This window comes from Bradyrhizobium elkanii WSM2783 (assembly GCF_000472865.1).
In the GTDB taxonomy this organism is placed as follows: domain Bacteria; phylum Pseudomonadota; class Alphaproteobacteria; order Rhizobiales; family Xanthobacteraceae; genus Bradyrhizobium; species Bradyrhizobium elkanii_A.
The window spans coordinates 1-22,793 of record NZ_AXAP01000067.1 but is presented as its reverse complement, the minus strand read 5'-3'; the positions used below and the strand labels follow the sequence as shown (position 1 = coordinate 22,793).

At 62.6% G+C, this 22,793-nt stretch carries 31 protein-coding genes and 4 pseudogenes; 18 read left to right on the top strand and 17 right to left on the bottom strand.

The genetic code is table 11. From position 1 onward, the window contains the following. Positions 1–38: 38 nt before the first annotated feature. The 13 genes from YY7_RS0136850 (at position 39) to YY7_RS0136785 (ending at position 8,670) form a co-directional block, all read left to right on the top strand. On the top strand, positions 39–413 hold the full coding sequence (locus YY7_RS0136850) for a GapR family DNA-binding domain-containing protein (protein WP_028167580.1): 375 nt from the start codon (positions 39–41) through the stop codon (positions 411–413). An 11-nt stretch (positions 414–424) separates the two neighbouring features. After that, positions 425–1,372, top strand: a complete 948-nt coding sequence (locus YY7_RS57015) for an MT-A70 family methyltransferase (protein ID WP_196237380.1) — start codon at positions 425–427, stop codon at positions 1,370–1,372. A 98-nt stretch (positions 1,373–1,470) separates the two neighbouring features. Beyond that, positions 1,471–1,929 carry a hypothetical protein gene (locus YY7_RS0136840; protein ID WP_028167579.1) on the top strand — a complete coding sequence of 153 codons (459 nt, stop codon included), beginning with the start codon at positions 1,471–1,473 and terminating at the stop codon, positions 1,927–1,929. Then, on the top strand, positions 1,926–2,471 hold the full coding sequence (locus YY7_RS53950; RefSeq protein ID WP_051397109.1) for a hypothetical protein: 546 nt from the start codon (positions 1,926–1,928) through the stop codon (positions 2,469–2,471). The genes YY7_RS0136840 and YY7_RS53950 overlap by 4 nt, the downstream gene beginning before the upstream one ends. Continuing rightward, on the top strand, positions 2,471–3,487 hold the full coding sequence (locus tag YY7_RS58935; RefSeq protein WP_028167578.1) for a DUF1376 domain-containing protein: 1,017 nt from the start codon (positions 2,471–2,473) through the stop codon (positions 3,485–3,487). The genes YY7_RS53950 and YY7_RS58935 overlap by 1 nt, the downstream gene beginning before the upstream one ends. A gap of 92 nt (positions 3,488–3,579) precedes the next feature. Then, a complete protein-coding gene (locus tag YY7_RS0136825) occupies positions 3,580–5,094 on the top strand; it encodes a DnaB-like helicase C-terminal domain-containing protein (protein ID WP_080664003.1) in 1,515 nt (504 codons plus the stop codon). Continuing rightward, entirely contained in the window at positions 5,081–5,356 is a 276-nt protein-coding gene (locus YY7_RS0136820; protein WP_155255465.1) for a hypothetical protein, read from the top strand. Before YY7_RS0136825 ends, YY7_RS0136820 begins: the two co-directional genes overlap by 14 nt. Continuing rightward, positions 5,344–5,856: a hypothetical protein gene (locus YY7_RS0136815; RefSeq protein WP_028167575.1), complete on the top strand. Its 513-nt coding sequence runs from the start codon at positions 5,344–5,346 to the stop codon at positions 5,854–5,856. The genes YY7_RS0136820 and YY7_RS0136815 overlap by 13 nt, the downstream gene beginning before the upstream one ends. Next, positions 5,856–6,119 carry a hypothetical protein gene (locus tag YY7_RS0136810; protein WP_028167574.1) on the top strand — a complete coding sequence of 88 codons (264 nt, stop codon included), beginning with the start codon at positions 5,856–5,858 and terminating at the stop codon, positions 6,117–6,119. Before YY7_RS0136815 ends, YY7_RS0136810 begins: the two co-directional genes overlap by 1 nt. Further along, positions 6,116–6,376: a hypothetical protein gene (locus YY7_RS0136805; protein WP_028167573.1), complete on the top strand. Its 261-nt coding sequence runs from the start codon at positions 6,116–6,118 to the stop codon at positions 6,374–6,376. Before YY7_RS0136810 ends, YY7_RS0136805 begins: the two co-directional genes overlap by 4 nt. Then, positions 6,366–7,079 (top strand): hypothetical protein, encoded by a 714-nt coding sequence (locus YY7_RS0136800; protein WP_028167572.1) that lies wholly within the window; start codon positions 6,366–6,368, stop codon positions 7,077–7,079. The genes YY7_RS0136805 and YY7_RS0136800 overlap by 11 nt, the downstream gene beginning before the upstream one ends. A gap of 401 nt (positions 7,080–7,480) precedes the next feature. After that, positions 7,481–8,068, top strand: coding sequence for a ParB/Srx family N-terminal domain-containing protein (locus YY7_RS53940; RefSeq protein WP_051397108.1), 588 nt, complete (start codon positions 7,481–7,483; stop codon positions 8,066–8,068). Further along, positions 8,068–8,670: a hypothetical protein gene (locus YY7_RS0136785; RefSeq protein ID WP_028167570.1), complete on the top strand. Its 603-nt coding sequence runs from the start codon at positions 8,068–8,070 to the stop codon at positions 8,668–8,670. The genes YY7_RS53940 and YY7_RS0136785 overlap by 1 nt, the downstream gene beginning before the upstream one ends. Positions 8,671–8,676: 6 nt before the next feature. Here YY7_RS0136785 and YY7_RS57010 read toward each other — a convergent pair whose 3' ends face one another. The 14 genes and pseudogenes from YY7_RS57010 to YY7_RS0136710 all read right to left on the bottom strand — a co-directional run bounded on the left by YY7_RS57010 (position 8,677) and on the right by YY7_RS0136710 (position 15,643). After that, positions 8,677–9,489, bottom strand: coding sequence for a radical SAM protein (locus YY7_RS57010; protein ID WP_028167569.1), 813 nt, complete (start codon positions 9,487–9,489; stop codon positions 8,677–8,679). Continuing rightward, positions 9,486–9,731: a helix-turn-helix transcriptional regulator gene (locus tag YY7_RS53930; protein WP_155255464.1), complete on the bottom strand. Its 246-nt coding sequence runs from the start codon at positions 9,729–9,731 to the stop codon at positions 9,486–9,488. Before YY7_RS53930 ends, YY7_RS57010 begins: the two co-directional genes overlap by 4 nt. Positions 9,732–9,815: 84 nt before the next feature. Next, complete coding sequence (locus tag YY7_RS60975; protein ID WP_155255463.1) at positions 9,816–10,070, bottom strand: hypothetical protein; 255 nt, start codon at positions 10,068–10,070, stop codon at positions 9,816–9,818. Between the two features lie 168 nt (positions 10,071–10,238). Continuing rightward, the gene (locus YY7_RS60970; RefSeq protein WP_155255462.1) at positions 10,239–10,397 is read right to left on the bottom strand and encodes a hypothetical protein; all 159 of its coding nucleotides are present in this window, start codon (positions 10,395–10,397) and stop codon (positions 10,239–10,241) included. Continuing rightward, positions 10,394–10,612, bottom strand: coding sequence for a hypothetical protein (locus tag YY7_RS0136760; RefSeq protein ID WP_028167567.1), 219 nt, complete (start codon positions 10,610–10,612; stop codon positions 10,394–10,396). The genes YY7_RS60970 and YY7_RS0136760 overlap by 4 nt, the downstream gene beginning before the upstream one ends. Next, positions 10,609–10,857 carry a hypothetical protein gene (locus YY7_RS0136755; RefSeq protein WP_035691821.1) on the bottom strand — a complete coding sequence of 83 codons (249 nt, stop codon included), beginning with the start codon at positions 10,855–10,857 and terminating at the stop codon, positions 10,609–10,611. The genes YY7_RS0136760 and YY7_RS0136755 overlap by 4 nt, the downstream gene beginning before the upstream one ends. Before the next feature lie 2 nt (positions 10,858–10,859). Continuing rightward, on the bottom strand, positions 10,860–11,369 hold the full coding sequence (locus tag YY7_RS53925; RefSeq protein ID WP_035691820.1) for an SHOCT domain-containing protein: 510 nt from the start codon (positions 11,367–11,369) through the stop codon (positions 10,860–10,862). 15 nt (positions 11,370–11,384) lie between these two features. Continuing rightward, entirely contained in the window at positions 11,385–11,834 is a 450-nt protein-coding gene (locus tag YY7_RS0136745; RefSeq protein WP_028167565.1) for a hypothetical protein, read from the bottom strand. Positions 11,835–11,908: 74 nt separating this feature from the next. Continuing rightward, the gene (locus YY7_RS0136740) at positions 11,909–12,655 is read right to left on the bottom strand and encodes a hypothetical protein (protein WP_028167564.1); all 747 of its coding nucleotides are present in this window, start codon (positions 12,653–12,655) and stop codon (positions 11,909–11,911) included. 205 nt (positions 12,656–12,860) lie between these two features. Continuing rightward, positions 12,861–13,067, bottom strand: a pseudogene (locus YY7_RS63745) (JAB domain-containing protein); the annotation flags it as partial. After that, positions 13,003–14,376, bottom strand: coding sequence for a phage portal protein (locus YY7_RS63740; protein ID WP_155255461.1), 1,374 nt, complete (start codon positions 14,374–14,376; stop codon positions 13,003–13,005). The pseudogene YY7_RS63745 and the gene YY7_RS63740, both read right to left, overlap by 65 nt. Positions 14,377–14,379: 3 nt before the next feature. Continuing rightward, entirely contained in the window at positions 14,380–14,658 is a 279-nt protein-coding gene (locus YY7_RS0136720) for a hypothetical protein (RefSeq protein WP_028167563.1), read from the bottom strand. Between the two features lie 17 nt (positions 14,659–14,675). Then, a complete protein-coding gene (locus YY7_RS0136715) occupies positions 14,676–15,161 on the bottom strand; it encodes a hypothetical protein (RefSeq protein ID WP_155255460.1) in 486 nt (161 codons plus the stop codon). A 5-nt stretch (positions 15,162–15,166) separates the two neighbouring features. Next, positions 15,167–15,643, bottom strand: coding sequence for a hypothetical protein (locus tag YY7_RS0136710; protein WP_028167561.1), 477 nt, complete (start codon positions 15,641–15,643; stop codon positions 15,167–15,169). Here YY7_RS0136710 and YY7_RS57005 point away from each other — a divergent pair. From YY7_RS57005 to YY7_RS63735, 5 genes are read left to right on the top strand one after another with little or no spacing between them, the layout of a single operon-like run. Further along, entirely contained in the window at positions 15,627–17,639 is a 2,013-nt protein-coding gene (locus YY7_RS57005; RefSeq protein ID WP_051397106.1) for a hypothetical protein, read from the top strand. The genes YY7_RS0136710 and YY7_RS57005 overlap by 17 nt on opposite strands. A gap of 9 nt (positions 17,640–17,648) precedes the next feature. Beyond that, positions 17,649–18,194, top strand: coding sequence for a DNA circularization N-terminal domain-containing protein (locus YY7_RS0136695; protein ID WP_028167560.1), 546 nt, complete (start codon positions 17,649–17,651; stop codon positions 18,192–18,194). Next, on the top strand, positions 18,191–18,331 hold the full coding sequence (locus YY7_RS60965) for a hypothetical protein (RefSeq protein ID WP_155255459.1): 141 nt from the start codon (positions 18,191–18,193) through the stop codon (positions 18,329–18,331). The genes YY7_RS0136695 and YY7_RS60965 overlap by 4 nt, the downstream gene beginning before the upstream one ends. Then, positions 18,328–18,861, top strand: coding sequence for a hypothetical protein (locus tag YY7_RS0136685; protein ID WP_028167559.1), 534 nt, complete (start codon positions 18,328–18,330; stop codon positions 18,859–18,861). The genes YY7_RS60965 and YY7_RS0136685 overlap by 4 nt, the downstream gene beginning before the upstream one ends. 20 nt (positions 18,862–18,881) lie before the next feature. After that, complete coding sequence (locus YY7_RS63735; RefSeq protein WP_028167558.1) at positions 18,882–20,036, top strand: phage baseplate assembly protein; 1,155 nt, start codon at positions 18,882–18,884, stop codon at positions 20,034–20,036. On the opposite strand, the pseudogene YY7_RS63730 reads toward YY7_RS63735, so the two are convergent. The 3 pseudogenes from YY7_RS63730 to YY7_RS62230 form a co-directional block, all read right to left on the bottom strand. Then, positions 19,974–20,426 (bottom strand): annotated as a pseudogene (locus YY7_RS63730) (transposase); the annotation flags it as partial. The gene YY7_RS63735 and the pseudogene YY7_RS63730 sit on opposite strands and share 63 nt — an antisense overlap. A gap of 61 nt (positions 20,427–20,487) precedes the next feature. After that, a pseudogene (locus YY7_RS58920) lies at positions 20,488–20,822 on the bottom strand (helix-turn-helix domain-containing protein); the annotation flags it as partial. Positions 20,823–21,788: 966 nt separating this feature from the next. Continuing rightward, positions 21,789–22,793: pseudogene (locus YY7_RS62230) on the bottom strand (Ulp1 family isopeptidase); the annotation flags it as partial.

Sequence of the window (22,793 nt, the reverse complement as noted above, 5' to 3'; positions counted from 1 at the left end):
GCTCGCCGAGGCCCAGCAAATCACAACAGGGATAGACGATGGCCAAGGCAGCAGCAGTCGCGAACGACTTCGATCCGCAGCTCGTGCAGGAAATCCTGGCGAAGATTGACGGCTACAAATCCGATTTGCTTTCCGAGCGCGGCTCGTCGATGGCGCGGTGCCGCAACATCCGCGAGTCGATCAGCAACGTTTACAAGGAAGCCAAGGCGCGCGGCGTTCCGACCAAGGAATTGCGCTCGCTGGTGAAGATCCGCGACAACGAGCAGAAGAACCGCGAGATTTACGAGGAACTGGAGGCCGACCAGCAGCAAGTGCTGGCTATGCTCGCGGTCGCCGAGGGCGTCAAGGACCTGCCGCTCTGGCGCGCCGCATCGGCCGCCGCCGCTGAAAGCCGCCCCGCGACGTATCAGTAATGGGGGCGGCCATGGATGACACCGCCCAAGCCAACCAAGCCTTCGGCCGTCTGACCACCGGCATCCATGTTGCCGGTTACACGCTGGAACGTGCGTTTCAGGAACTGGAGTCATTGCTTGAAGCTGACCGCTGGAAACTGATCGGTGATGGCTTCGATAATGTCAGCAAATTCATCGCCAGCATTAAACTCGACACGCTCACCGCCGCCGCGGCCGAGCGCAAGAAGATGGTGGCGAAGATCAAGGCGCTGCAACCGGACACGTCGAACCGCAGCATTGCGAAGATGCTCGGGGTGAATCCGTCCACGATTGATGAGGACGTTGCCGGAAAACCGGCAGTCGCGAAAAAAAACTCCAAGGAAACCAAAGCCTCCGAGAAGATAGCTGCCGGAAATCCGGCACCCCCCGAAATCAGCGGCGCGCAAGCTGCAAAGATTGTAGACCGGCGCACCACCGACATTGCCACGACGCAGGCGAGGCGCGCGGATAAGGAGCAACGGCTTGGTGCAAAGATCGCCGCGCTCCCGGACGCCAAATTTGGCGTCATCCTCGCCGACCCGGAATGGCACGACGAAGTGTACTCAGAACAGACCGGGATGAATCGTCACGCATCCCGCGTCTACACGACCAGCGACATTGAGAACATCAAGCAGCGCCCGGTCGGGGACATTGCCGCGGATGACTGTGTGCTGTTTCTCTGGTCCACCAATCAGCACCTCGATGTTGCAATCGAGGTCTTGCGAGCTTGGGGTTTTGAATACGCTTCGCACTACATCTGGCGCAAACCAACCCTGGGCCTTGGATACTGGAATCGAAGCGTTCACGAAGTGCTTCTGATCGGGACAAAGGGTAGTCCGCCATGCCCCGCGCTCGGCACGCAGTGGGACTCTGTGATCGACGCGCCCCGTGGCGGTGAACATTCCGCAAAGCCCGAAATCTTTCTTGAGATGATCGAGTAGTATTTCCCGACCGTTCCCAAGATCGAACTGAATCGGCGGGGCGTTGCACGACCGGGTTGGAGCGCTTGGGGGAATGAGGCTGACGAGGGAGCAGCCGCATGATCCGAGACCCGGTGAAATACTGTGCGGCCCTTTGGGATTGGGATTTTTTGAAACCGTGCTTCAACGGCACGGCCATCCGGGTTGCCGACCTTGATGGTCTGCTGGATGACGAGGGCATCGTCCAAAAGCACGGCTACGTCGAGAGGTACGGCCATCATCTCCTGTTCGAGACGACGGTGCCCGACCGGGAAATGACGAGCGGGCAATTGAGAAGCCATAGCTCGTTGGTGAAGGTTGGTTTTTGCGTCGTCTACTTGTGGGGGGTGCCGAACAGCTTTCCGATTCACAAAGTCCAAGTCTGGAAAGAATTTGAGGCGCAGCGCGGCGATGTGAACGTCAACGTCAGCGAGGCCGGACTCGTTGGCTGGGTTTGTAAGTGGTTCAGATGGTCAACACAAAATCCGATCACGCCGCCACTGGAACCCGCCTTCTTCGATAGGGCGGAAGTCCAATGACCTATTCGCCGCGCATCCTCGCGCTCGATCTCGCCAGCCGTTCCGGCTGGGCCTGCGGCTATCCCTCCGATTTGACGCCGCGCTCTGGCTCGGTGCGCTTTGCCCGCGAAGGCGCCAGCATGGGCGCTGTGTTCTCCGGCTGCAGGCAGTGGCTGAACGATTTCCTCGCGACCGAATCCGACGTCAAGCTGATCGTGTTCGAAGCGCCGATGACGCCGCAGCACATGTCAGGCCGCACCAGCGCCGACATGATCCGCGTGCTGATCGGGCTTTGCGTCGTCGTCGAGGAAGCAACCTATGGGCGTGGCTACGATGTGCGCGAGGCGCGCGTCTCCGACGTGCGGGCGCATTTCCTCGGCACCAACCGGATCAAACGCAAAGAGGCGAAGGTCCTTACCATCGATGCATGTCATCGGCTCGGTTGGGCACCGGCCGATGACAACGCCGCTGATGCGCTCGCGCTCTGGCATTACCAGGCATCGCTGCTTGAGCCGAGGCTCGCCGTACAAACGTCGCCGCTCTTTCGCCGGAGGATTGCGTAATGGCCGAATTTCCCGCGCTGCCGCTTTGGACCGATGCCTTCCTCTCGGACACGATGCACCTCAGCGCCGCTGAAACCGGAGCCTATCTGCTGCTGCTCATGACGGCATGGCGGCGACCGCATAACGACCTGCCCGACGATGATAGCGAGCTAGCCCGGTTTGCGCGCGTCTCGCCGAATAACTGGCCCCGCATAAGGCCGCGGGTCATGGCGTTTTGGACACTCTCAGATGGTCGATGGCGGCAGAAAAGGCTCGATGAGGTTCGGGAGCAAGTGCACAAACGGCAACAAAAAGCGGCTGACGCCGCGCAGTCCCGGTGGGGTTCCAACCCCGCCAGTGTTTCTCGCTCAGCGAGAAGAAAAAGTGTTCTCTCAGCGAGAACGAATGCGTTCTCACACTCTGATGCTAACTCATTGGAAAATAACAATGCGGCAGATGCGGGCGCATCACCCGAGCATTTGCTCGATCCGCCTGTTCGCATATCCAACCAAAACCAAAACCATATAAGAGAAGATTCTTCTTTTAATGATGGTAGTAAGAAAGATTCTGAATCATCAGCAGGATCGCAATCCGACTCTGGTGAGCGCCGCGTTCTCGGGAACTTCGACTTTCTGTCCGACGACGGATCGGTCCTGATCGACGCCGAGGAATTCGCCGCCCTCGATGCCGAGCTGCCCTTCATCAAAAACGTTCGCGGCCTGGTGCGTCACGCGTGCCGGTCATGGCTGCTCGACACCAAGGAAGCCTCCCGTAAGGAAACGCTGCTGCGCTGGCTGCGGCGCAAGAATTCCGAAAACGCGCTCAAGTCGAGCACAAAGCCGCCGGCCGGATCATCGCCGGCGCCCGGTTACAAATACGCCACTCAAGCGATCCTCGACGCGCACGATGAGCGCGCCAGGATGAAAGCGAGAAGCGATGCGGCCTACGAACGAGCGCGATTGCGAAGGGAGGCAAGAGCAAATGGAGAACAGCCCGCAGACGAATTTCCAGATCCTAGCTCGGACCAACGCCACTAGACCGGGCGTCTTTCGATGCCCGGTTTGTAGCCACAAACGGAAGCACCACCAGTCGCAGAAATGTCTATCGGTAAAGCGAGCGGACGACAGTCATGGGATCATCTTCAACTGTCACCACTGTGGATTTCACGGGTTCGCATCGGACGCTGGCACCCAGCGCCGTCGAATGGGCCAGGGCCGTGCGCAAGATAAGCCAAGAGACTTTGGCGAAGCTGCCCGTCGCATCCGGAACGGCATTCTTCCCTGACCTACAATCCAAATCGGAGGCGCTGTTCTTCCGCTATCCCGACGGCTGGAAGGCGCGTTCCTATCCAGCCAAGGCGTTCACGCAGAAGCAGGGCACCAGCCCGACGTTCTGGAATCTGGCAGCTGTGCTCGATGGTCCCCTCACCGACGTTTACATCGTTGAGGGCGAGCTGGACGTTTGCGCGTTGGTCGAGTGCAGCATCGCAGCCGATCAGGTTCTCGGCGCTCCGTCGGCGAGCGGAGATCAGCAGTATGTTCGGGATGCGCTCGCGGCCGGTTTGAATCGCGCCAAGCGTTTCATCTGGTGCGGCGACCAGGACAAGGCCGGCCTCGAATTGCGCTCGACCATGGCGCAATTGTTCGGCACCGCGAAGTTCTATTTCATCGACTGGCCTGAAGGTTCGAAAGACGCAAACGATCATCTGCGGACCGATGGCGCCAAGGCGGTGCATGACCTTGTCGTCGACGGCTCGACGCCGTGGCCAGCCGAGGGTCTGTTTCGGATGGCCGAAATTCCGGAGCCTGCGCCGATGACGACGTGGGACCCGGGGTTCAACTGGGGCCGCAAGTGCATGTTCGCCGCCGGAACGCTCTCGGTGACGACCGGTCATCCCGGTATGGGCAAGACGCTGCTGTTCGGTCAAATCTGGTACAACATCGTCCAGGCCTATGGTCTTTTGGCATGCGTTGCGAGTTTCGAGACGCGGGCCAAGCCGCACATCCGCCGCCAGCTGCGGACGTTGCATTCGCGGAAACTGGAGTCGATCTTGACCGGACCGGATATCGCGGCGGCCGACCGATGGATCAATGATCACTACCTGTTTCTGATTCATCCGGAACGGCGACCGACGCTGGCATGGTTGCTTCAACAGGCGGAGACCGCCGTCGTTCGGTACAAGGCCAACATCCTCCAGGTCGATCCTTGGAATCGGCTTGAGGCAAGCCGCGAGCCGCGCGAGAGCGAGACCGATTACATCGGCCGGTGCCTGCGCGAGCTTTACAACTTCGCGACCGACTTCAATGTCCACGTCCAAATCCTGGCGCACCCTGCCAAGATGGAAACCATGCGACGCAGCGAGCCGCCGGAGCTTGAGCACATCGCTGGTTCAAAGCATTGGGACAACATGGTCGACCAGAGATTCGTCGTGCATCGCCCACGCTTGTTCAACGACAAGGGCGAGCGCGAGACCTACGTCGAACTGCATCACAAAAAGGCGCGGTTTGACGAACTCGGATATGCCACCAAGTTTGCCCTCGACTACGATATCGGTGTTGGGCGTTTTGGTGTGTGCGAGCTGAAGCAGAAACGGAAATCGACCCATACAGCCGCGACCATGGAGGACGACAGTGAATTGCGATGAACAAGCCGCCATTGACCACGAACGCGCAATGCTGATGGCGCTTTTGCTCGATATGCCGCTTGGACCGCCGCACCGGATTGAGGGCCTCAATCAGTTCAGCACCGAGGAAAAACTGTTCAGCCTAACGGCGTGCTGCGCCACCATGATCGTCACGGCTATCCGGACGCTCGCACCTAACCGTGAAGCTGCGCTTGATGGATTGGATAAGCTGGTCGTCGATATGCGGCGGCAGATCGGGGGAGATAAGCAATGCTCAGCCTGATCAGGCACGACGATCTCAAGTTCAACCCGCTGGAGGACATCGAGATGGAGGACATCGCGCCGTCGGTCTGGAGCGGACCGCATGTCGGCAAGCGGCTGTCGGAAGCGATGCGAACGCTGCGCATGCTGCCGATGCGCGCGGTCCAGGGCTACTGCGGCGCCTGGCCTTCCTACGCCTACGAATTCGAGGATCTTCTCGCACAGCACGAGCAAGGCGAGCTGGAGAAGACGCAGCGCATGCAGAACCGCGCCCGGCTGTTGCCGAGCTACAGCGACGTCACGCGGATGGAGGCGGCGGTCTATTGGCCCGCGCGCTTCCTCGGTCAGGCGGACTGGCTGATGCGCGCGGTCAACATGGTCGCGTTGGCGCATTCGCTGGAGCGCGACGCCGGATGGGTCGCGGCGCAATGCGGCTACGCCGACACCTGGCGCGATCGTCACGACAAGGGATGCGAGGTCATCGCGCGCGGTCTGGGCACCGCATTCGTGCCGGTGTTCTGATGGCAGAGGATTGGCGGATACGGGCCTATTACGCCAACCGCCCCGCGGAGGCGAAGAATCACGGCGAGCTGGCGCTGGAGACGTGGCACCGGGGCGACGTCAGCAAGGAAATCGAGCTGATGGTGTTTCACGATCGCACCGACATTGCCTATTTCGATCTGGTCGATTGCAACGCGCACACCACGACGCGGCTCTATCGCGACGGCCGGGGCGGATGGTCGCCGAGCCGATCCGCCGCATGGGCAGGCGGAGGCAAACGATGAGGGAAGCCGAAATCGACAGGGAGGAATTCAACGGCCTGTTGCGGCAGCTGGCTCCGATCATTCGCGATTATCTCCAGGACGCGCAGGACAAGCGCGGCCCCGATCCGATCAACAGTTTCACCGTGTTGAACGCGCTCGCGATCTGTGCCGCTCTGCCGCTCAACGGCGCGCCCGATGAGGTTTACGATTGGTTCATCGAGGCGCTCGATACCGCGCGGTGCGATCTCGATTTGCAGGCTCGCCTCAATGGTCATTGAGTTCGATCTCCCGCGCGGCGCCGAGCGCGGCTATTTCATCGCCTTCGGCGTGGTGGCGGTCTACATCGCGACAGCGCCGAGGGGCGAGCCGTGCGTCGTCGCGGTGACGCGCGATCTCGGCAAGAGCCTGACGGCGCTGCAGCGCAAATGGCCGGATTGGGACATCAGCTGCGCCTATTGGGTTCGCGATCGAGCGCGCGCCCAGGCGCTGGCAAGCGAGGTCAACCGCGTGTTGCCGCATGTCGATAAGGTCCGCCTGCTCGTGCGCGGCGAAGATGCGGCGCGGCTGATCGTCAAGGCTGCCGTCGAGCGTGGCATCAGCCTGACGGGCCACAACGCGGCGATAGCGCGCGTTCGGGATGCCATCGCCGAGATTGAGCGTCGAATCAGCGACGCGAATGGGCGCGGTGAACTAGCGTGGTTCAATGCCGCTTACCGCCAATGGCGGCTCCGGGCGAAGGGCACCGGCATCAGCATGAGCTATCATGCCGCGCGGGCGCGGCTGCGAAACGAGGCGATCAAGCAATTGATTTTGCAAGGTGTAAACAGCACGCGGACAGATTTGGAGCGCCGTGTGTTTCCGCGGCTTCCGAACGCCTCCAACAGGAATGACGTTGACAAGCTTGACAAACAGGGGTCCTCTTCGCCCGCGCCCCTGCGGGGTGAGGTGCGCGCCGATGACGAAACGCCAGCAAAAGCTTGAACGTCTTGCGAGCGCGATCCTCGCCGACGATGCCACGCGAGGGATCGCCCGCCCCAGATCGGCAAACGGTGTGGCGGTGTCAAACCGTAGCCTTGCCCGGCGGCTTCTCCGCGAAAACAGACAAAAGATCGTGAGCCAGTACCGGACGCTGCCTGATGTTGCGCGCCGAGAGCTGACGTCGCGCTTCAAGCGTGAACGCGAGCGAAATCCAAAGCTCGACTGGACCGACTGGCTCTCGCAAAATCTCCGATTGACCGATGCCGCGCTTCCATCGTTGAAATCACCGTGACGCTTGCCCGTAAGCCTTTCGAGCCTCCCGGCTTTTGGCTTGGGCATTGGTCGTGGTTACACCTGACTTCGAACCGATCTCGTAAGAGGTCGGTTCTTTTTTGGCCGGAGCCATGACCGAGCACAACCGCATCAAGATCGAGTATCGGCCGCTCGGAGCGCTCAGGCTCAATCCGCGTAACGCGCGGCTGCACAGCGACGATCAGATCGCCGAGATCGCGCGCTCGATCAGCCGCTTCGGATTCCTCAACCCGCTGCTGGTCGATAAGGACAGCACCATCATCGCGGGCGAAGGCAGGTACCTGGCCGCGCGCAAGCTTGGCCTGCTGGAGGCGCCGGTCATCGAGCTGGCGGGCCTTTCCGAAGCGCAGTGCCGCGCGCTGGCGCTGGCGGACAATCGCATCGCGCTCAATTCGAAATGGGATGAGGCGATGCTGCGCGCCGAGATCGAGACGCTGCGGTCAGCCGGCGAGATGATCGACGATCTGGGTTTCAGTCCCGACGAGCTGCAGGGCCTTCTGGTTGAAGAAGCCGCCCCACTGGTTGCCGAGATTCTGACCGGTGAGATTCACGACCGGTTCTGGATCTCCGTGCGCGGCCCGCTCCAGGATCAGGCCGCGGCGCTGCAGCGGCTGACGAAAATGATGGCCGACATGCCCGCCGTCGAGGTCGAGCTTGGCACCATCGGGCTGGAGCCGTAATGCCGCGCTGGTCCGCTGGCTTGCAGAACGTCGCCAAGGTGACGAACCATCGCCATGGCAAGCCGGCCAAGGTCCTGATCAGGCGCAACGTGCTTGAGGCCGTCGGCCGCGACGTCGAGGTCTTCGATGCGTTCGCGGGCTCGGGCGAGATGTATCGCGAGGTCTGGCGCCAAGCCGCCGGCTATGTCGGCTGCGATCAGAAATGGTTTCGCGATGAGCGCTGCGCCTATGTCGCCGACAACCGGCGGGTGCTGCGCGCGATCGATCTGGCGCCGTTCTCGATCTTCGACTTCGACGCGTTCGGCTCGCCCTGGGAGCAGATGCTGATCGTCGCGGCGCGGCGCAAGGTTGCTGCAGGCGAGCGCCTCGGCGTGGTGCTGACCGAAGGCAGCATGATCAATCTGAAGCAAGGCGGACTGCCGAAGGCGCTCGGAGCTGCGGCGGGGCTAACGGGACGGCTGTCGGGATGGCACGCTGGCGGGACGAGATCATCGAGCGCGCGATTGCAGGCTTTGCGCAGCGCATTGGCTGCACCGTCGACCGCCGCTGGCAGGCAGCGGGCAAATCGGCGGCGCAGGTGCTTTACATCGGCTTGGTGCTGACCGGCGTCAGTGGTGCTGCGGCACCCGCGGCGGGTTCGGATAGCCGTCGGGAAGAAATTTCTGCAGGTCTTTCTTGATGTAATGCGCGGCGCCGAGCTTGTTCAACAGCTCGATCATGCGCAGCGTGTAGTCTTGCCAGTCGGTGGTCTTGGTCATCGGCAGGTAGTTGACGCGGCCGACCTTGAACAGGTCGACAAAACGGTGCGTCTTCTTGACGATGGCGAGCGAGGATTCGACGTCCAGGGTCGGCTCCAGGCTAGCCCAGGTGAAGATGCCCGCAGCGTGAAACCGCTTGAGCGCGGCGAGACGATCCTCCGGCGGCGCGGCGTTGCGCTCCCATTTTTTCGAGAACCGGTCGTCGAGGCTGGTCAAGGTCGAGGCGAAGGCGTCGCGCTTGGCCCGGAACAGGTCGAGGTCGCGCAGGCTTCGCGTGCCGCCCTTGGTCAAGGTGCAGATGCCGAGGCCGTGCTCGATCAGGGCCTGGAGCGTCGAGCGCGTCAGCGTGTTGTCGCCTGGGTGATACGGGTCGGTGGTGAACGACAGCATGACCTGCCCGGTCAGGCGCGCGGCCTTGTATTTCGCCGCGTCCTTCCGCAGCTTGTCGAGGAAACCCGGACGCGGGTTGGCGCCCTCGTCGAATTCCTTCCGGGTCATCTTGAGGACGTCGGGCACGTAGCAATAGGCGCAGCCGTGGCCGCAGCCGCGATACGGATTGGTGGCGAGCGGTGAATATTCGCCCGCCTGTCCGCGCGGGGCATAGATGATGCTGCAGCCTGCGACCGAAACGCCGTCGGGGTTGATGGTGACGGGAGCGTTCATGGTTCAGGGTCCAATGGTTTGAGTCCGGCGAGCCGGTAGGCCCGCTCCGGGGTGACGTCGAACTGGATCATGAGTTCGATCAGGATGGCGATATTGGTCGGCTCCGGCAGCTCGCCAGAGGCGTAGCGGCGGATGGTGCGCGGGTCGACATTGAGGAAACGCGCGAAACCGTTCTGGCTGGTCTGCAGCAGATCGAGCGCTTCACGGAAGCGCTCAGGGGTCATCGCGGGCTCGTTGGTCATGTCGAATCCTTCGTCTTGCATTGGCTCGACAAGGATAGGGCGCAACGCCCTGGCGGTCAAAGCGCACATCAGCTGGCTCCCATTTCAGCGAGCCGCGCCGCCTGTGGATCGTCCGACAGTGCGACCACGCGAGTCATAGATCCTCGTCGTGTTGCCGCTCCTGGATGCGCGACCGGTAACGCTGCCAGCGGCGTCGTAGAACGTCGTCGTGCCCTGGCTGTCGGTCGCCGAGCGCCCGACACTTCGCCCCGAGGAGTCGTAATAGCTGCGCTGTTGCGCCGAGCCGTCGCTGGTTAGCGCGGCGAGCGCAATAGCTGCCAGAAGGATTTTCGTCGTCATCTTCGTATCTCCAGCACGGCCTGACGTCGGTCAGCCTCCGTAGCACCTTGTTGATTTCCGCCAGTTCAATATGAGCCGCCGCCGGGACCGATGCCGTCCATCGGACACCGTATTGATCGACGAGGCGTTTGAACCGATCAATTGCTTGTTGGCGTGTCATCGGCTCTTTCATTGCAGTGTCGTCCTTTGATCGTGATGGATGATGATGGTGTGGCCGCCATCCGGCTCTCGCAAGCGGTTGGTCAGCAGCGTGTGCTGGTCGAGCTGCGCCAGCAGCTGGGTCAGCCGGGCGATCCGCGCTCGCAGGCGCGCGATCTCGTCGTTCATGGCAGCACCACGATGCTATGGACGTGGCGGCGCAAGGCCGCGACGTCGGTCGCCCGCTTCAAGGCCTGATGGTAGTCCGTCTCGGTGTTGCAGTTCACGAAGTGGTCGGCCACGGTGACGGCGGCGGAGATCAGCAGGAAACGCCAGTAACCGCGCCCCTGCGGTTTCTGGCCGTGCTCGCGCTCGTAACGCGCAGTGCAGATTGTCAGGGTCATCGCATGAATTCTCTGAACGGATTGGGGAACGGAGGCGGCGGCGGTGGCGGTCCGTCCGTCCGGCATTCGGCAGCGGCCCGGATCGAAAGCCGGTGCCCCTGCAGCTCGCGCTCGATGATCGGCGGGTACAGATCGCGCGCCGCGGCCTTGCAGGCCTCGCGGTTGGCGAAGTCGGTCGCGATCGATGTGATCGAGACCGAGCCGGTATCGGTGAGCGCAAGCACGGTGGCGAACAGTTTCCACATCGTCATTGCCTCGGCGGCGGCGGTTGCCGGGGATCACGGCCTTCCGCAATAGCGGTCCGGATGGCTTCGACCTGTTCGCCATAGGAAGGATTGAAGGGCACAGGCGGCGTGTCGAGTTCGATCCAGCCCTTACGCCGATAACTATCGACGATGATGCGATAGGCGAAGAAGGCATAGACTGGCCACATGAGGCCAGAGGTGAGCAGCGCCAGTAGCAACGCGATGCCGGCGTGCAACCAGACTTCTTTGTAGGCCAGATAAAAGCAGCCGAAGAAGAACGTCAGCCAGAACGCCGACCCCTTGTTGATCCTGACAACCGCGCCGGTTTGAGGGTTGCGAAATACAGTCTCAAAGCGTTGCGGCTGTGACGGCAAGCTAAAGGGCTGGCCGGTGCTGCCCATCGCCGGCATCGCGATCACTTCGGCGCGCAGCTTCTCGAATTCGTCTTGGCTGATCAGCCCCTGGTCGCGCATCTCGACCAGCTCTTTGATCTTGGTGATTTTGTCGGTCATCTGGTTTTTCTCCGATCAGCCGTTATTGGTCTTCGCCCATGCGAGCGGTGCTCGCCGCCTGCAGCTCCGCCCAACGTTCGGGTTCGAGATGGAATGCGGTTCTGGCCAGTTGGTGACGGACCGCTGCACCGTCATGGCGGGAAAATCGGTCGTCTTGATGAATCCCGCCTCCCATGCGGCGGCCAAGTTGATGACGGCATAGTGGGTCTGCCGTGGTGCCCAGGTGCGCGACGCAAACAATTCGGTGAATGAGATTTGCAGTTGCACCGCGTCCTTGCTCGCGCCGATCTCCGCGCCGAAGTTCTCGCAGAATTCGGCATAGTAGGCGTCGAGACCGCGACCGGGCTTGGTCTGGTGCGTCCAGACGGCGCGCGGGCCGAATTCTTGAACTAGGTTTTTGTAAAGCTTGGTCAGGCGCGCAAGCGTCCATGCTCGCTTCGGCGTGGTCGTCTTCTTGGTGGTCATTTCAATTTTCCCTTCGGGTTGTGAGTGCTGCGGATTCGTGCCGTTCGATCTGATGATGATTTGCTCTCGCATGATCAGCCTCGCTTGACGGCGTCGAGGACGGCCAATATCCGGCCGAAGGTTTCCGCCGACACGCTGCCAAGGCGATCGATCGATACCTCGCCGGAATGGCTCATGCGCGCCGCGATGTAGTGGCCGGAAGCGCCGGAATAGATTTGCGCCGTCTGCTCACGTTCGTTCACGCGAATGTCCAGCGTCGGATGCGCTTCCTTCAGGGCGTCGGCATTCTTGACGATGCTTGCGCGGTTCTCGCGCTGCGCCTTGGCATAGGCGCGCCGTGCCGCGAGCGGCGCTTGATTTGCATCAAGGACCCGCTTTTTGAGGTCGTTCGCAATCGCAGCGAGGCTGCGGCCGTCCGGATTGATCGAGGCGCTTTCGGTCGCCTGGGCCTTGTCATAGGTCGACCAGTCGCCCCACGCGATCTCGGGCGCGTTGGCGTAGGCCTTGACCCGGCGCGTGTGGGTGTTGGCGTGCAGGTCCAGCCGGTCGGTCCCGACCAGGATCTGCTGCTGTTCGTTCGGATAGTCGCCAGCAGGCAGCAGCTTGCCGCCCAGCGCTTTGGCGATGTCGGCGGCAAAGCGCGGCAGATCGATGCTGCAGCGCTTGCGGCCGTGTTCTTCGGTTTCGGTGATGTAGGTCATCTTGTCTCCGGGTATCCATTTGCCCTTGAGCCGAGGCCGCAGGATCGCGGCCCCTTCTGACGCCTCAAGCCCGGTAAGCTTTCGCTGCCGGGCATGGGTGACGATGTTGCGCGTGCTCATTCGTGAAAGGCACAAAAGCAGCTCTTGCTGCAGAACCGGCCGGGATGGTCGAGGCGCCGGCCGCCGTCGGTTTCGGTGAACTAGCGGAACAGCTGGCGCGTGGTGCCGCACCATTGGCATTCGCCGGCTCCGGCGTTGTCGCGGTGCAGCTCGGTGCGGGCGAACGGGTCGCGGCAGATCAAACGGGACATGGTCGGTCCTCCGGTTAGGCCATCAAGTTGAGCTGGCGCAGGCTGGCGTGACCGTCGCGGCCGATCACGATGTGATCGTGCACGGCGATGCCGAGCGGCTTGGCCGTCTCGACGATCTGTTTCGTCATGGCGATATCGGCGCCCGACGGCGACGGGTCACCCGACGGATGGTTGTGCACGAGCAGCAGCGCGCACGCGTGCAGCTCGATCGCGCGGCGCAGCTGGTGCTGGCGGAGCGGATGGCGGCGCCTGCGGTCCCGGCGCGGCCGGGATGGCGCCAGCGGCGGACAGCGGAACGACCTGCTGCTGCACCCGCGGCTCATCGCCGAAGTCGACGGCGTCGAGGCCTTCCTGCGCGCGGGCCTCGTTGGGCGCATAGATGCCGCCCTGGACGCCACGCGCGAGCGCCTCGATCCGGTCCTTGAGCGCCGAGCGCAACAGCGCGGCGGTATCGAATTCGACGTATTCGTCGGGCTGGCCCTTGAGGCCGAACAGCAGCCCGAATGCTTCCTCGATGTGGTTGAGCGCAAAGCCCAACCCCATGGCGATCCAGCTCTGCATCAAAAGCTCGGTGGAGGCGTAGTTGGTGCCGCCAATGCCGAGGATTTGCAGCGGCACGCGAAACGCCAGCGCGATGTGCTCATTCGAGAGCTTGAGGATTTCCGCCGTTGCAGCATCGCGACCACCGACCGACCACGGCTGCACTTTGAGTCCCGCCGTCAGGATCGGGGTGCCGCCCTGATGCAGGTTCTTGGCCTGATCGTTCCAGCGGTCGCGCAGCGCCTGGACCTGATCCTTGTCGAGCACCAGATCGGTCGACAGCACGGCGCTCGGGCGCGCCTCGTTGAGATAGAACGCCGCCTGCTGGCGCGAGATCGCGGCGCCGACGCCGACGTCCTCATAGGCGGCAACGATGGGGGACTCGCCGACCAGCGGCGTCGGCGCGCGACTATTGGTGTGCAGCCTGATGTGGAGCACGTCGCGCTGTGGCACCAAGAGACCGGCTTCTCCGCCCAGGCGCTTGGCGATGACGTCATTGCCGTGGAGCGCATAGAAAATCTCGCCGTTGTAGGCGAGACGCGGATGCGACTGCGCCGGATTCATCAGGTGCAGTTCATCGATCTCGTAACGGTCATTCCTGAGCGCCAGCGCATAGGCGTTGCCCTCGGTGTAGAGCGAGCGCGTCGTGTTCAGCAGAAAATCGCTGATCGTCTGGTAGTCGTTGGGATGTCGCAGGATGCGGGCGAGCGCGGAGGTCTTGACCCGGTCGCGCCCGCCCTCGTCATTGAGCCGCCAATGGTCGCCGGGGCACATGGCGACCGTCTGCGAATAGGCCGAGACGCACGCCTCGACCATCGCAGACCGCGACAGGCTGATCGGGCTGTACCCGAGCTGCCACCAATTCCAGTTTTCGCCGACACCGACAGGCAGCCAGCCGCCAGTGACCGGCAAATGCCATGGACCGGGACGATAGTCGCCTTCGCCTTTTGATGATCCGGCTTGCGATGCGCGACAGGAGGTCCCAAGCACCCATCAGCTCGTTCTGGTCTGATAGTTCCGGTCGCGTTGTCCCGCTTCCATGTGCCGGGTCTTGTGGTTGTTCTGCTCCGGCTTCGGCGCATGCGGATCGGGTCCGCTGCCGTCCTCCTCGTGCTCCTGGATGTACTCGCCCATCTTGGTGCGGTCGTTCTCCTCCTGCGTCGGGGTCGGCTTGCCTTTCGACAGTTTCTCCTTGCCCTCGGCGCGGGTCTTTTCGCTTTGCTCATGCTCGCGGTCGTAGGCCCTCTTGGCCGCTTCTTTCGCATCAGTCATGACCTGATCTCCTCTGGTTATCGCCGCCGCCGGCCAGCGGCGGCAGCGCCTTCCACCGGTTCGGTGAAAGTGAACTGCACGACGTTGCTGTCACCGGCCGCGTCGCGCACGAGCACGCCGTAGCTGCCAGCCGCACCGGCAAAGCCGACGATCGAAGTCGTCAGCCGGGTCGAGGCGACCAGCGTGGTTGTCTGCGGCGCGCCGTCGAACACGATCACCGCATCAGGCCCGAACGAGCCATCGACCTGCAGGGTGACGTCGGGAAGCGGGCCGGTGGTCGGGGAAATGCTCTCGATGACCGGCACGCTTGGCTCGGGCGGATTCGGCAAATCCGGCGGATACGGCACCCCGGGATCGAGCGGGCTGCCGTCCGGCTCTTTCTCGATGACGTGCTCGCCCATCGCAGCGAGATCGTTCTCTTCCTGCGTCGGGGTAGGCTTCGACCCTTCCGCAAGATTCTGACCCGCCGGGAGCGGCGGGTCTTTCTTGTCGCTGTCAGCCATGGCGGTCACCACGTCACGCCTTGCACCCACGCGACCATGCCCGGACGCCGCAGCGTCCAGTTGACCGGCAGGATCAGCCGCAGCGCCAGGCTGTCGGTCTGCCACAGCGAGCGCACCGGGTTGGCCGGCGTGCCCGGATCGGCACCACCCACGATCGGCTGCGGGTTGGTGTCCTCCATGTGCAGCGTCGCCTGATCGCTGATCTCGAAGCGGGGAGCCTCGCCGCCCACGGTGACGAAGTCGGCCGCGTCGAGCGCGATGATGGTCCCCATCGGCACCGTGCCGGAGTCGATGATGGCATAGCCCGCGAGCCTGCCTTGGCTAACCTCGGCCTGGAACGGGAACGTGCCCACACCCGGAGCCGGGGTCAGCCCAGCGGACAGAACCTGCTGCGGGTTCATCAGCCAGCACATGTTGCGGATGTAGCCCTGCGTCGCGGTCAAGAGCGCGCCCGCCACGTTCTTGATGTCGCCGACGATCACCGAGAAATCCAAGGAATGGTACGACGCCGAGGAGCGCAGGTTGCGGCTCGGCACGGAATTCGACAAGCAGCTGAATTTGTTCGAAGGCAAGTGGAGCCGCATAAGCGACATTATCAACACCTTGAAGGTCGGGCCGCTCACCACCGCGCTGGAGAACGCCAACAAGGTGACGTCGGCGATCCTTTCCAGCTTCGAATCGCTTGAACAGCTTTTCATCCGGATCGGCAACAGCGATGTGTTCAAGCGCGGGTACAACACGCCGAGCAGCATTGAGGGGGCCACCAAGCCGGAGCTGTTGCCGCAACAGCCGGGCAGGAAAGAGGAAGACAAGAGCTACCTGGAGCGCTGGAACGACTACTGGACCAACAAGCCGAACAAGCCGGTTGAGGACAACACCAAGGCGACCGAGCAACTGACCGGCAAGATCGATGAAGCCATCAAAAAACAGTTGCCGGGCTATCAACCGATGTCGTTCCAAGGCGGCGGCGGTGGCGGCGGCTTCGCCGGCATGGTGCAGCAGGCGGCCTATTCGCCGGGCGGCGGATTGGGGCGAACCCAAGGTGGCGCGCCGATGTTCGGCGGCGGCGGCGGTGCATGGGGCGGCGGTGGTGGCGGGGCCGGTGGCGGTGGTTACACCAGCGGAGCCGGCGGCGGCGAGAGCGGTGGCGCGGCTGCATTCCCGGGTGGCGGTGCCGGCGGCGCGCCCAATGGCAGCGACGTCGGCGGCGGCATTTCACCCGCCGGCAATCAGGCCTCCGGCAACGGCGAGGCCGGTCCGGCGCAGGCGCTGGCCTTCGCGCGGCAACATCTCGGCGAAGATGAAATCCGCGATCAGACCAAACTGAGCGGTTTCTTCCGCGAGAACGGCATCAAGGTTAATCCGGCAACCACGGCGTGGTGCGCGGCATTCGTCAATTCCAATCTTGCGAAGGCCGGCATGAAGGGCTCCGGCTCGCTGGTTGCAACGAGTTTTCTAAATTACGGCTCGGCGGTCAAACCGGGAAACGTGCAGCCGGGCGACATCGGCATATTGGCGCGGGGCCGCAGCGCCGGCCAGACCGGCGGCCATGTCGGTTTTCTTACCGGTTCAACGCGAAAGAATCCGCGAACCGGTGAACTGGAGTACGAAATGCTCGGCGGCAACCAAGGCGGCACCGCGTCCGGACAAGGCGGCGTGTCGACGCAATGGCGTTCAGCCTCGCAAATTACAGCGCGCCGTCCGGATTGGGATCGCAGCCAAGTCGCCAACAACGGTCAGACCGCAGGCCCGGGCGGAGGCCAACGCGCGGGCGATACGCCAGCCGGGGGCAAGGGTGGCGGCGGATACCTGCAAGAGCAGCGCGCGCCGTTGATGGCCGAGCTGAACGATCCGGCAGTCAAGGCCAAGCTGTCGCAACTGCAGGCCTATGAGGGCGGCGGCGCCGCCACGGTCGAGGCGCTGTACAACCGGGTCTCGATGATCCGGCAAAAAGTGCCCGGCTACACCCTCAAGGATGAACTGAACAGCCGCTTCTACGCGATGAACAAGCCGGGCATGGGCGCCAAATCGATCAGCCCGGCGCAGCAGCGAGAATTCGACAAACAGGTGGCGGCGGTCGGCGGTGGCAGCAACCTGATCCAAGGCCGCACCAACCAAGGCATGGAGGGCGATCCCGGCACCCATCTGCCCGGTCGCGTCGCGGTGCCAGGATCGAGCGAGGTTTACAACTATTGGGAAGGCCGGCGGCGCGGCGTTGAATTTTCGACCGGTGCGAGCGCGGCCTTCGCGGCACGTAATCAGCAGGCCATCGCCGATCGCGCCCAAGTCGATCGCGCACAGGCCAACGCCACCAAGGTCGAGGGCACCGGCAAGATCAGCGTCGACGTCAACGCGCCGAAGGGCACCAAAGTCGGCGCCGAGGGCGGCGGACTGTTCAAGGAAGTCGAGGTCAACCGGCAGACCCAGATGGAGCCGGCCAAGCGCTCGGCGACCAACGAAGAACCGATGAACATCTAGGAATGATCGATGGCGACGATCTTCGATCTGCCAACGGCGTGGCGCAACCGCTATATGCCGGCGTCATTCCGCAACGCGCGTTTCCATTGCGAGGTCAACAGCCGGGAAGGCGGCCGCAGCATCGTCGAACACGTGTTTCCGAAAAAGGAATTGCCCTACGCCGAGGACATGGGCCGCGTCGCGCGCACGTTTTCGATCCGCGCCTATTGCATGGTCTATCCCTATGACGACGCCGCCAACGACATCCTGTATCGCCGCGACTACCAGCTGGCGCGCAATCGTTTGATCGCGGCGCTGGAGGAGGAAGGCCCGGGCCGGCTGCGCTTGCCGACCTTGGGCGACCAGATCGTGGTGTGCCCGCGCTATCGGATTACGGAGGAAGAAAAGCTCGGCGGCTATTGCGTGTTCGATATCACCTTTCAAGAGCAAGGCCTCGATCCGCAGACCTGGACGCCAGCCATCGATACCGCTGGCAAATTGCTCAATGAGAGCCAAAACCTGCGCAACCAGGCGCAGCGCGTGCTGGCTAATCCGCCGGCCGGGGTCAACGCATGAAGCGGCAGGACGCCATCGAAGCCGCCGGCATCGTCGACCGCATGCTGGCCAACCTGATCGCGACCGTGCCGCCGAAGGGCCGCGCCGGCTCGCAGGGGCCCGCACCACGATCGGCGACACCCGCGCCAATGCCTTGAAGCTGTTGATCCATGACGACATCGGGCCATCGCTCGATGCCTGCTTTGACGACGCCCGGCTCGCCGGGTCCACGCTGCAGCAGATCGAGAGCGTGCGGCGCCAGCTTGATGCCGAGACCACCGCGACGTTGGGCGGCATCCTGGTCAAGAACGCCAGTGTGCGGTTTTGCCTCGCCACCGAGGCCGCGATCATCGCCCGGATGGAGTTCGTCAGCCGGCAGAGCGTCGCGCTGATCAAGAACGAGATGGCGCAGCCCTTCGCCGAGGCCGAGGAGATCGCGGCCGACGATATGGATTCGATGACCTATCAGGCGTTGATCCGGCTGCAGGCGGCGATCACCAATCATCTGGTCGAGACCGCGCGCCCGTTGCCGCGCATGCTGCGCTACCAGTTCGCCGCGGTGCTGCCATCGCTGATGCTGTCCTATCGGCTCTATGACGACGCCTCGCGCGCCGATGAAGTGCGGCAGGAAAACAAGATCGTGCATCCGGCGTTCTGCCCGACCGAGGGCTTGGCGCTGTCGCAATGAGCGAACCTTAAGGAGATCACATGCCGCGACCCCAGGAAGTCGCGCAGCTGGTGGTCGCCGGCTTGATCTTCGAAGATTGGGAGACCGTCGAGGTTTCGAGCGATTGGGCGGAAGCCTTCAGCCATTTCAAGTTCACCGCGGCCGAGCGCGACACCGAGGTGACGACGGCGCGCGGCAGGGTGCCGCTGTGGCAGAAATTGCAGTTCAAGCCGGATGATCAGTGCACCATCCTGCTCGCCGGCCAGCTCGCGATCACCGGTTTCATCGAAGTGCGTCAGGTGGCCTATGACGCCACCCAGCACGGCGTGATGCTGATCGGCAAGAGCCTGACCGCCAACGCGGCGAAATCCAGCGTCGACACCAAGACCGGGAATTTCGACGACAAGAACGTGGTCCAGGTCGCGCAGGAAGTGGTCGCGCCCTACGGCGTCGGCATCAAGGTAGTCGGGTCGCCGGACCTGACGCCATTCCCGAAATTGCAGAACAATCCCGGCGAATTGGTCTGGGATTTCCTCGAGCGCATCGCGCGCCCGCGCGGCGTGGTGATGGGCTCGGATGCGCACGGCAGCTTCCTTTTGATCGGCGAGCACACCGGCACCATCGTCAGCGAGCTGATCGAGGGCATCAACATCAAGTCGTGCCAATGCGTGATCAGCCATGAGCACGTCTATACCGAGCACAAGGTGATCGGCCAGCACGCCGCCAGCGACGACAATTCCGGCACCGCGGCCAGCGAGCTGAAATGCAGCGTCACCGGCATGTCGGGCTCGATGTTCTCCAAATTGATCACGCCGGCCGAGCAGCCGGTGAAGACGCAGCCGGAAGTCTGCAACCGCGCCAAGTACGAAGCGATCTGGCACAACGGCACCAACGTCACCGCAACCATCGTAGTGTACGGCTGGCTGCGCGACGGCCGATCGTTGTGGCAGCCCGGCGATGACGTTCACGTCTATTCGCCGATGGCGATGCTGGACATGCCGATGAAGATCCAGCGCGTCACCTTCACCCAGGATCGCAACACCGGCACCCTGACCAAGCTCGATGTGGTGGCGCCGTGGCTGCTGCGCGACAGCATGGGCTGGGATGTCCGCCACCCCAACCAGCCCGGCGGGCAGACCATCGGCGACCCGGCTGATCAAATCCGGCGAGACTTCGGCCCCATAAAGTTCAGATAAATGCCCCTGGATCTCACGCACCGTCATGCCGCGCGCGTAGAGGCTCAGGATTTTGTCGTCAAAGCCGTCGAAACGGGTCTGGCCCTTGGCGATCAATAGCGGCTCAAAGCTGCCGGCCCGGTCGCGTGGCACAGCTATGTCGATCTCGCCGTCCTCGGTCAGGATTGTCTTCGCGCTGGTTCCGTTACGGCTATTGCCGCTGCCGCGGCCAGCCGGGTCCCCCTTCTCGTAGCCAAGATGATCGCTCAGCTCCGCACCAAGCGCCCGCTCAATCAGCGCCTTCTTCAGCTGCTTGAAAAGCCCGTCTGCACCTGTGAGGTCTTCAGGCTTCTCATAGTTAGCAAGCAGTTGATCCAGTAGTTCAGGTGTAATCGTCGTGTCGGTCGTCATGTGAGTCTCCTCGGTAAGGTAAACTCACAGAAACCTGCTTACACATTCTTTCTGACACCCTCGGTGGCGTCGTACGCAATGTCCGCTCGATTACCTCAGCAACCTGATCGTCGTTGATGGTTCGAGGGCGGCCGGGGCGAGCTTCGTCAAGCAGCCATCACAGCGATCCCTCAAGAATCGGCGGCGCCACTTGCCAACGGTGTGTTCATGGATGCCGAGTTCGGCAGCCACAGACTTGCTTGGCAAGCCGTCTGCACACCGCAGGATCGCACGGCACCGCTCAGACAGCGACCGAGCTACACGATGACGACGAACTTGCCTCTCTAAATATGCTCGCTCTTGCAGACTCAGCACCAACGGTTCGATTGGCCGGCCTCTCACACCTGCATTCGCCACAAGCGCTCTCCTCTATAGAGATTCGCGCCATCATATAATGTGACGAACTTACGTTCCAGATGACTAGATCCAGTAGTCATCACCATTGCCAGGTGCCCTATCAATCAAGGCGCGAAACCCGCCATTCCAAACAAATCCAAGCTCGGGGTTCCAACGCACCAAGGCGGCGTAATCGTGTCCCGCTTGTCGGCTGTTGGCCTATCTGCGATCTCGGAGAATGCAAGAGACCAACATGGGCTTCGGAGTTGCTTTCGTCGGGCTCCTGGTCGTCGCGCTCTGCTTCATCGTGCCGCCGATCCCCGGAGGAAAGAAATGTTTCGGCGCATGGCCGCGCCGCGATAGAACCGTCGTTGCCCTCCCTATCGTGACGGTAACCATGGCTGTCGCGGACATATCCGCGGTTTCCCGAAATTGAGACCCAAACGCGACTTGCCCTGCTGTGCCGAAAGGGATGGCCGGGTTTACTTCGTTTCTGGATCGCTCTCCGCATCAGACCGGATATGCTCGGCAAGCAGCCGGCACTGGTCGCATGAGCGATATCGTTTCCACGCCGAAGCGCAGATCATTGTTCCGGCCGCGATGATGTCGCTGGTGGTTGTCAGCCTGCTTCTGCTTGCCTATTCGGTGGGCGCGCTCATCGCGGGCTGCGCCGGTGGCTGAACAGACCGTGCCAAGACAGGGCGTCTTTGACTCTCCGCATAGATGGATGGTTGCGATTCTTCTTCCAGTCACAAGTGCGCGGCCGCCGCAGCCTGTGCTTCGAAAGGATTCCTTCGAGATTCATCCGGTAGGCTCGAATGGCCCGGTTCAATCTCGCCTCCTTCGAAAGGGCCGCGCAGCCTTTTGGCCGACTGGTCAGCAGCTTCGCCAGCTTTGCCTTTCGACTGTCGGATTCAGCCTCGCACACAAGGTCTGGCCGGTGTCGGCGAGAGCCGCTTCAGCCAGTTCTATCGACACAAGCCGACCTCAGCTCCTGAGCCGGTTTTGCAGGGCCAGCCGACTGACCCTGAGGTTCTTAAGGTTCAGCAGGTCCGGCTGTCCTGTTGCCAATCGCCTGACCAGCTCCCGGGTGCCGTCCACGACAAAGACGCCGCAATCATAGGTGTTGCTCTGCTGGCGCATTGCGGCCCGTTGCGGGTTGGCCCCCAGCCGTTCTGCGAGCTCCGCTGCGGGCCCGTCATTATATCCCACCTGAGAGCCGTACCCATCGTCTACCATCAGAGAATCGTAGTAATGGGCAACCGGCGGCCTTGACCGATCGCTGCGATCAACCAGCAGCAGCGACCAGTGACTGCCGCGCTGCTCTATCTTCGCGCCGGCATCGTTTACCGGCAGGAACAGGAAGTCGTCTGTATGGCCAATCCAATTGAGTGCTTGTGCCGCGAACGCGTCTGACCGCACCATTTGGGCTATCAGGGGATTCACGAACTGCGTCCGGGCGGCGAGATCCGGATTGCTCTCCTGCAACTCCTGTGTCAGGAGCTCATAGTCCCGCTGGATATGCTCGTTCGACAGCCAGTCCGTGGCACCTAGCACGCGTCCGCTGCGGCCGGCGGAAGAGGCGCCGGTAACTGACGTACCGGTCCGGGCATCTGGGACGGGGGAAGGGCGAGGATGATGGATGAATTGCGCATCGCGGCGTCCTCGCGTCCCCAATGTGATCGAGTAGGTCTCACTGTTGATGGAGACCTGCCTTGGGCCGCTGAACTGGGTCGGCAGGACGCCGATGTTATCCAGGGCATCGAGCAGGAAATCCGGCACCGGCCGGGAGCCATGCTGCCAATTCTCGCCGACGAGAGGTCCGATATCCTCAAGCTCCACAAGCGAGCCCGATGCGCCGACGACAAAGCCGGCAGGGCCGAGCACCGGCGCTGATTGAGCATCGTCGCGCAATTCGGATGGCGTCGGCGCATTCAGGTCAACGAAAGAGTCCAGACCCGCGTAGGTATTTGAACGAGCTCCGGCCAGGTG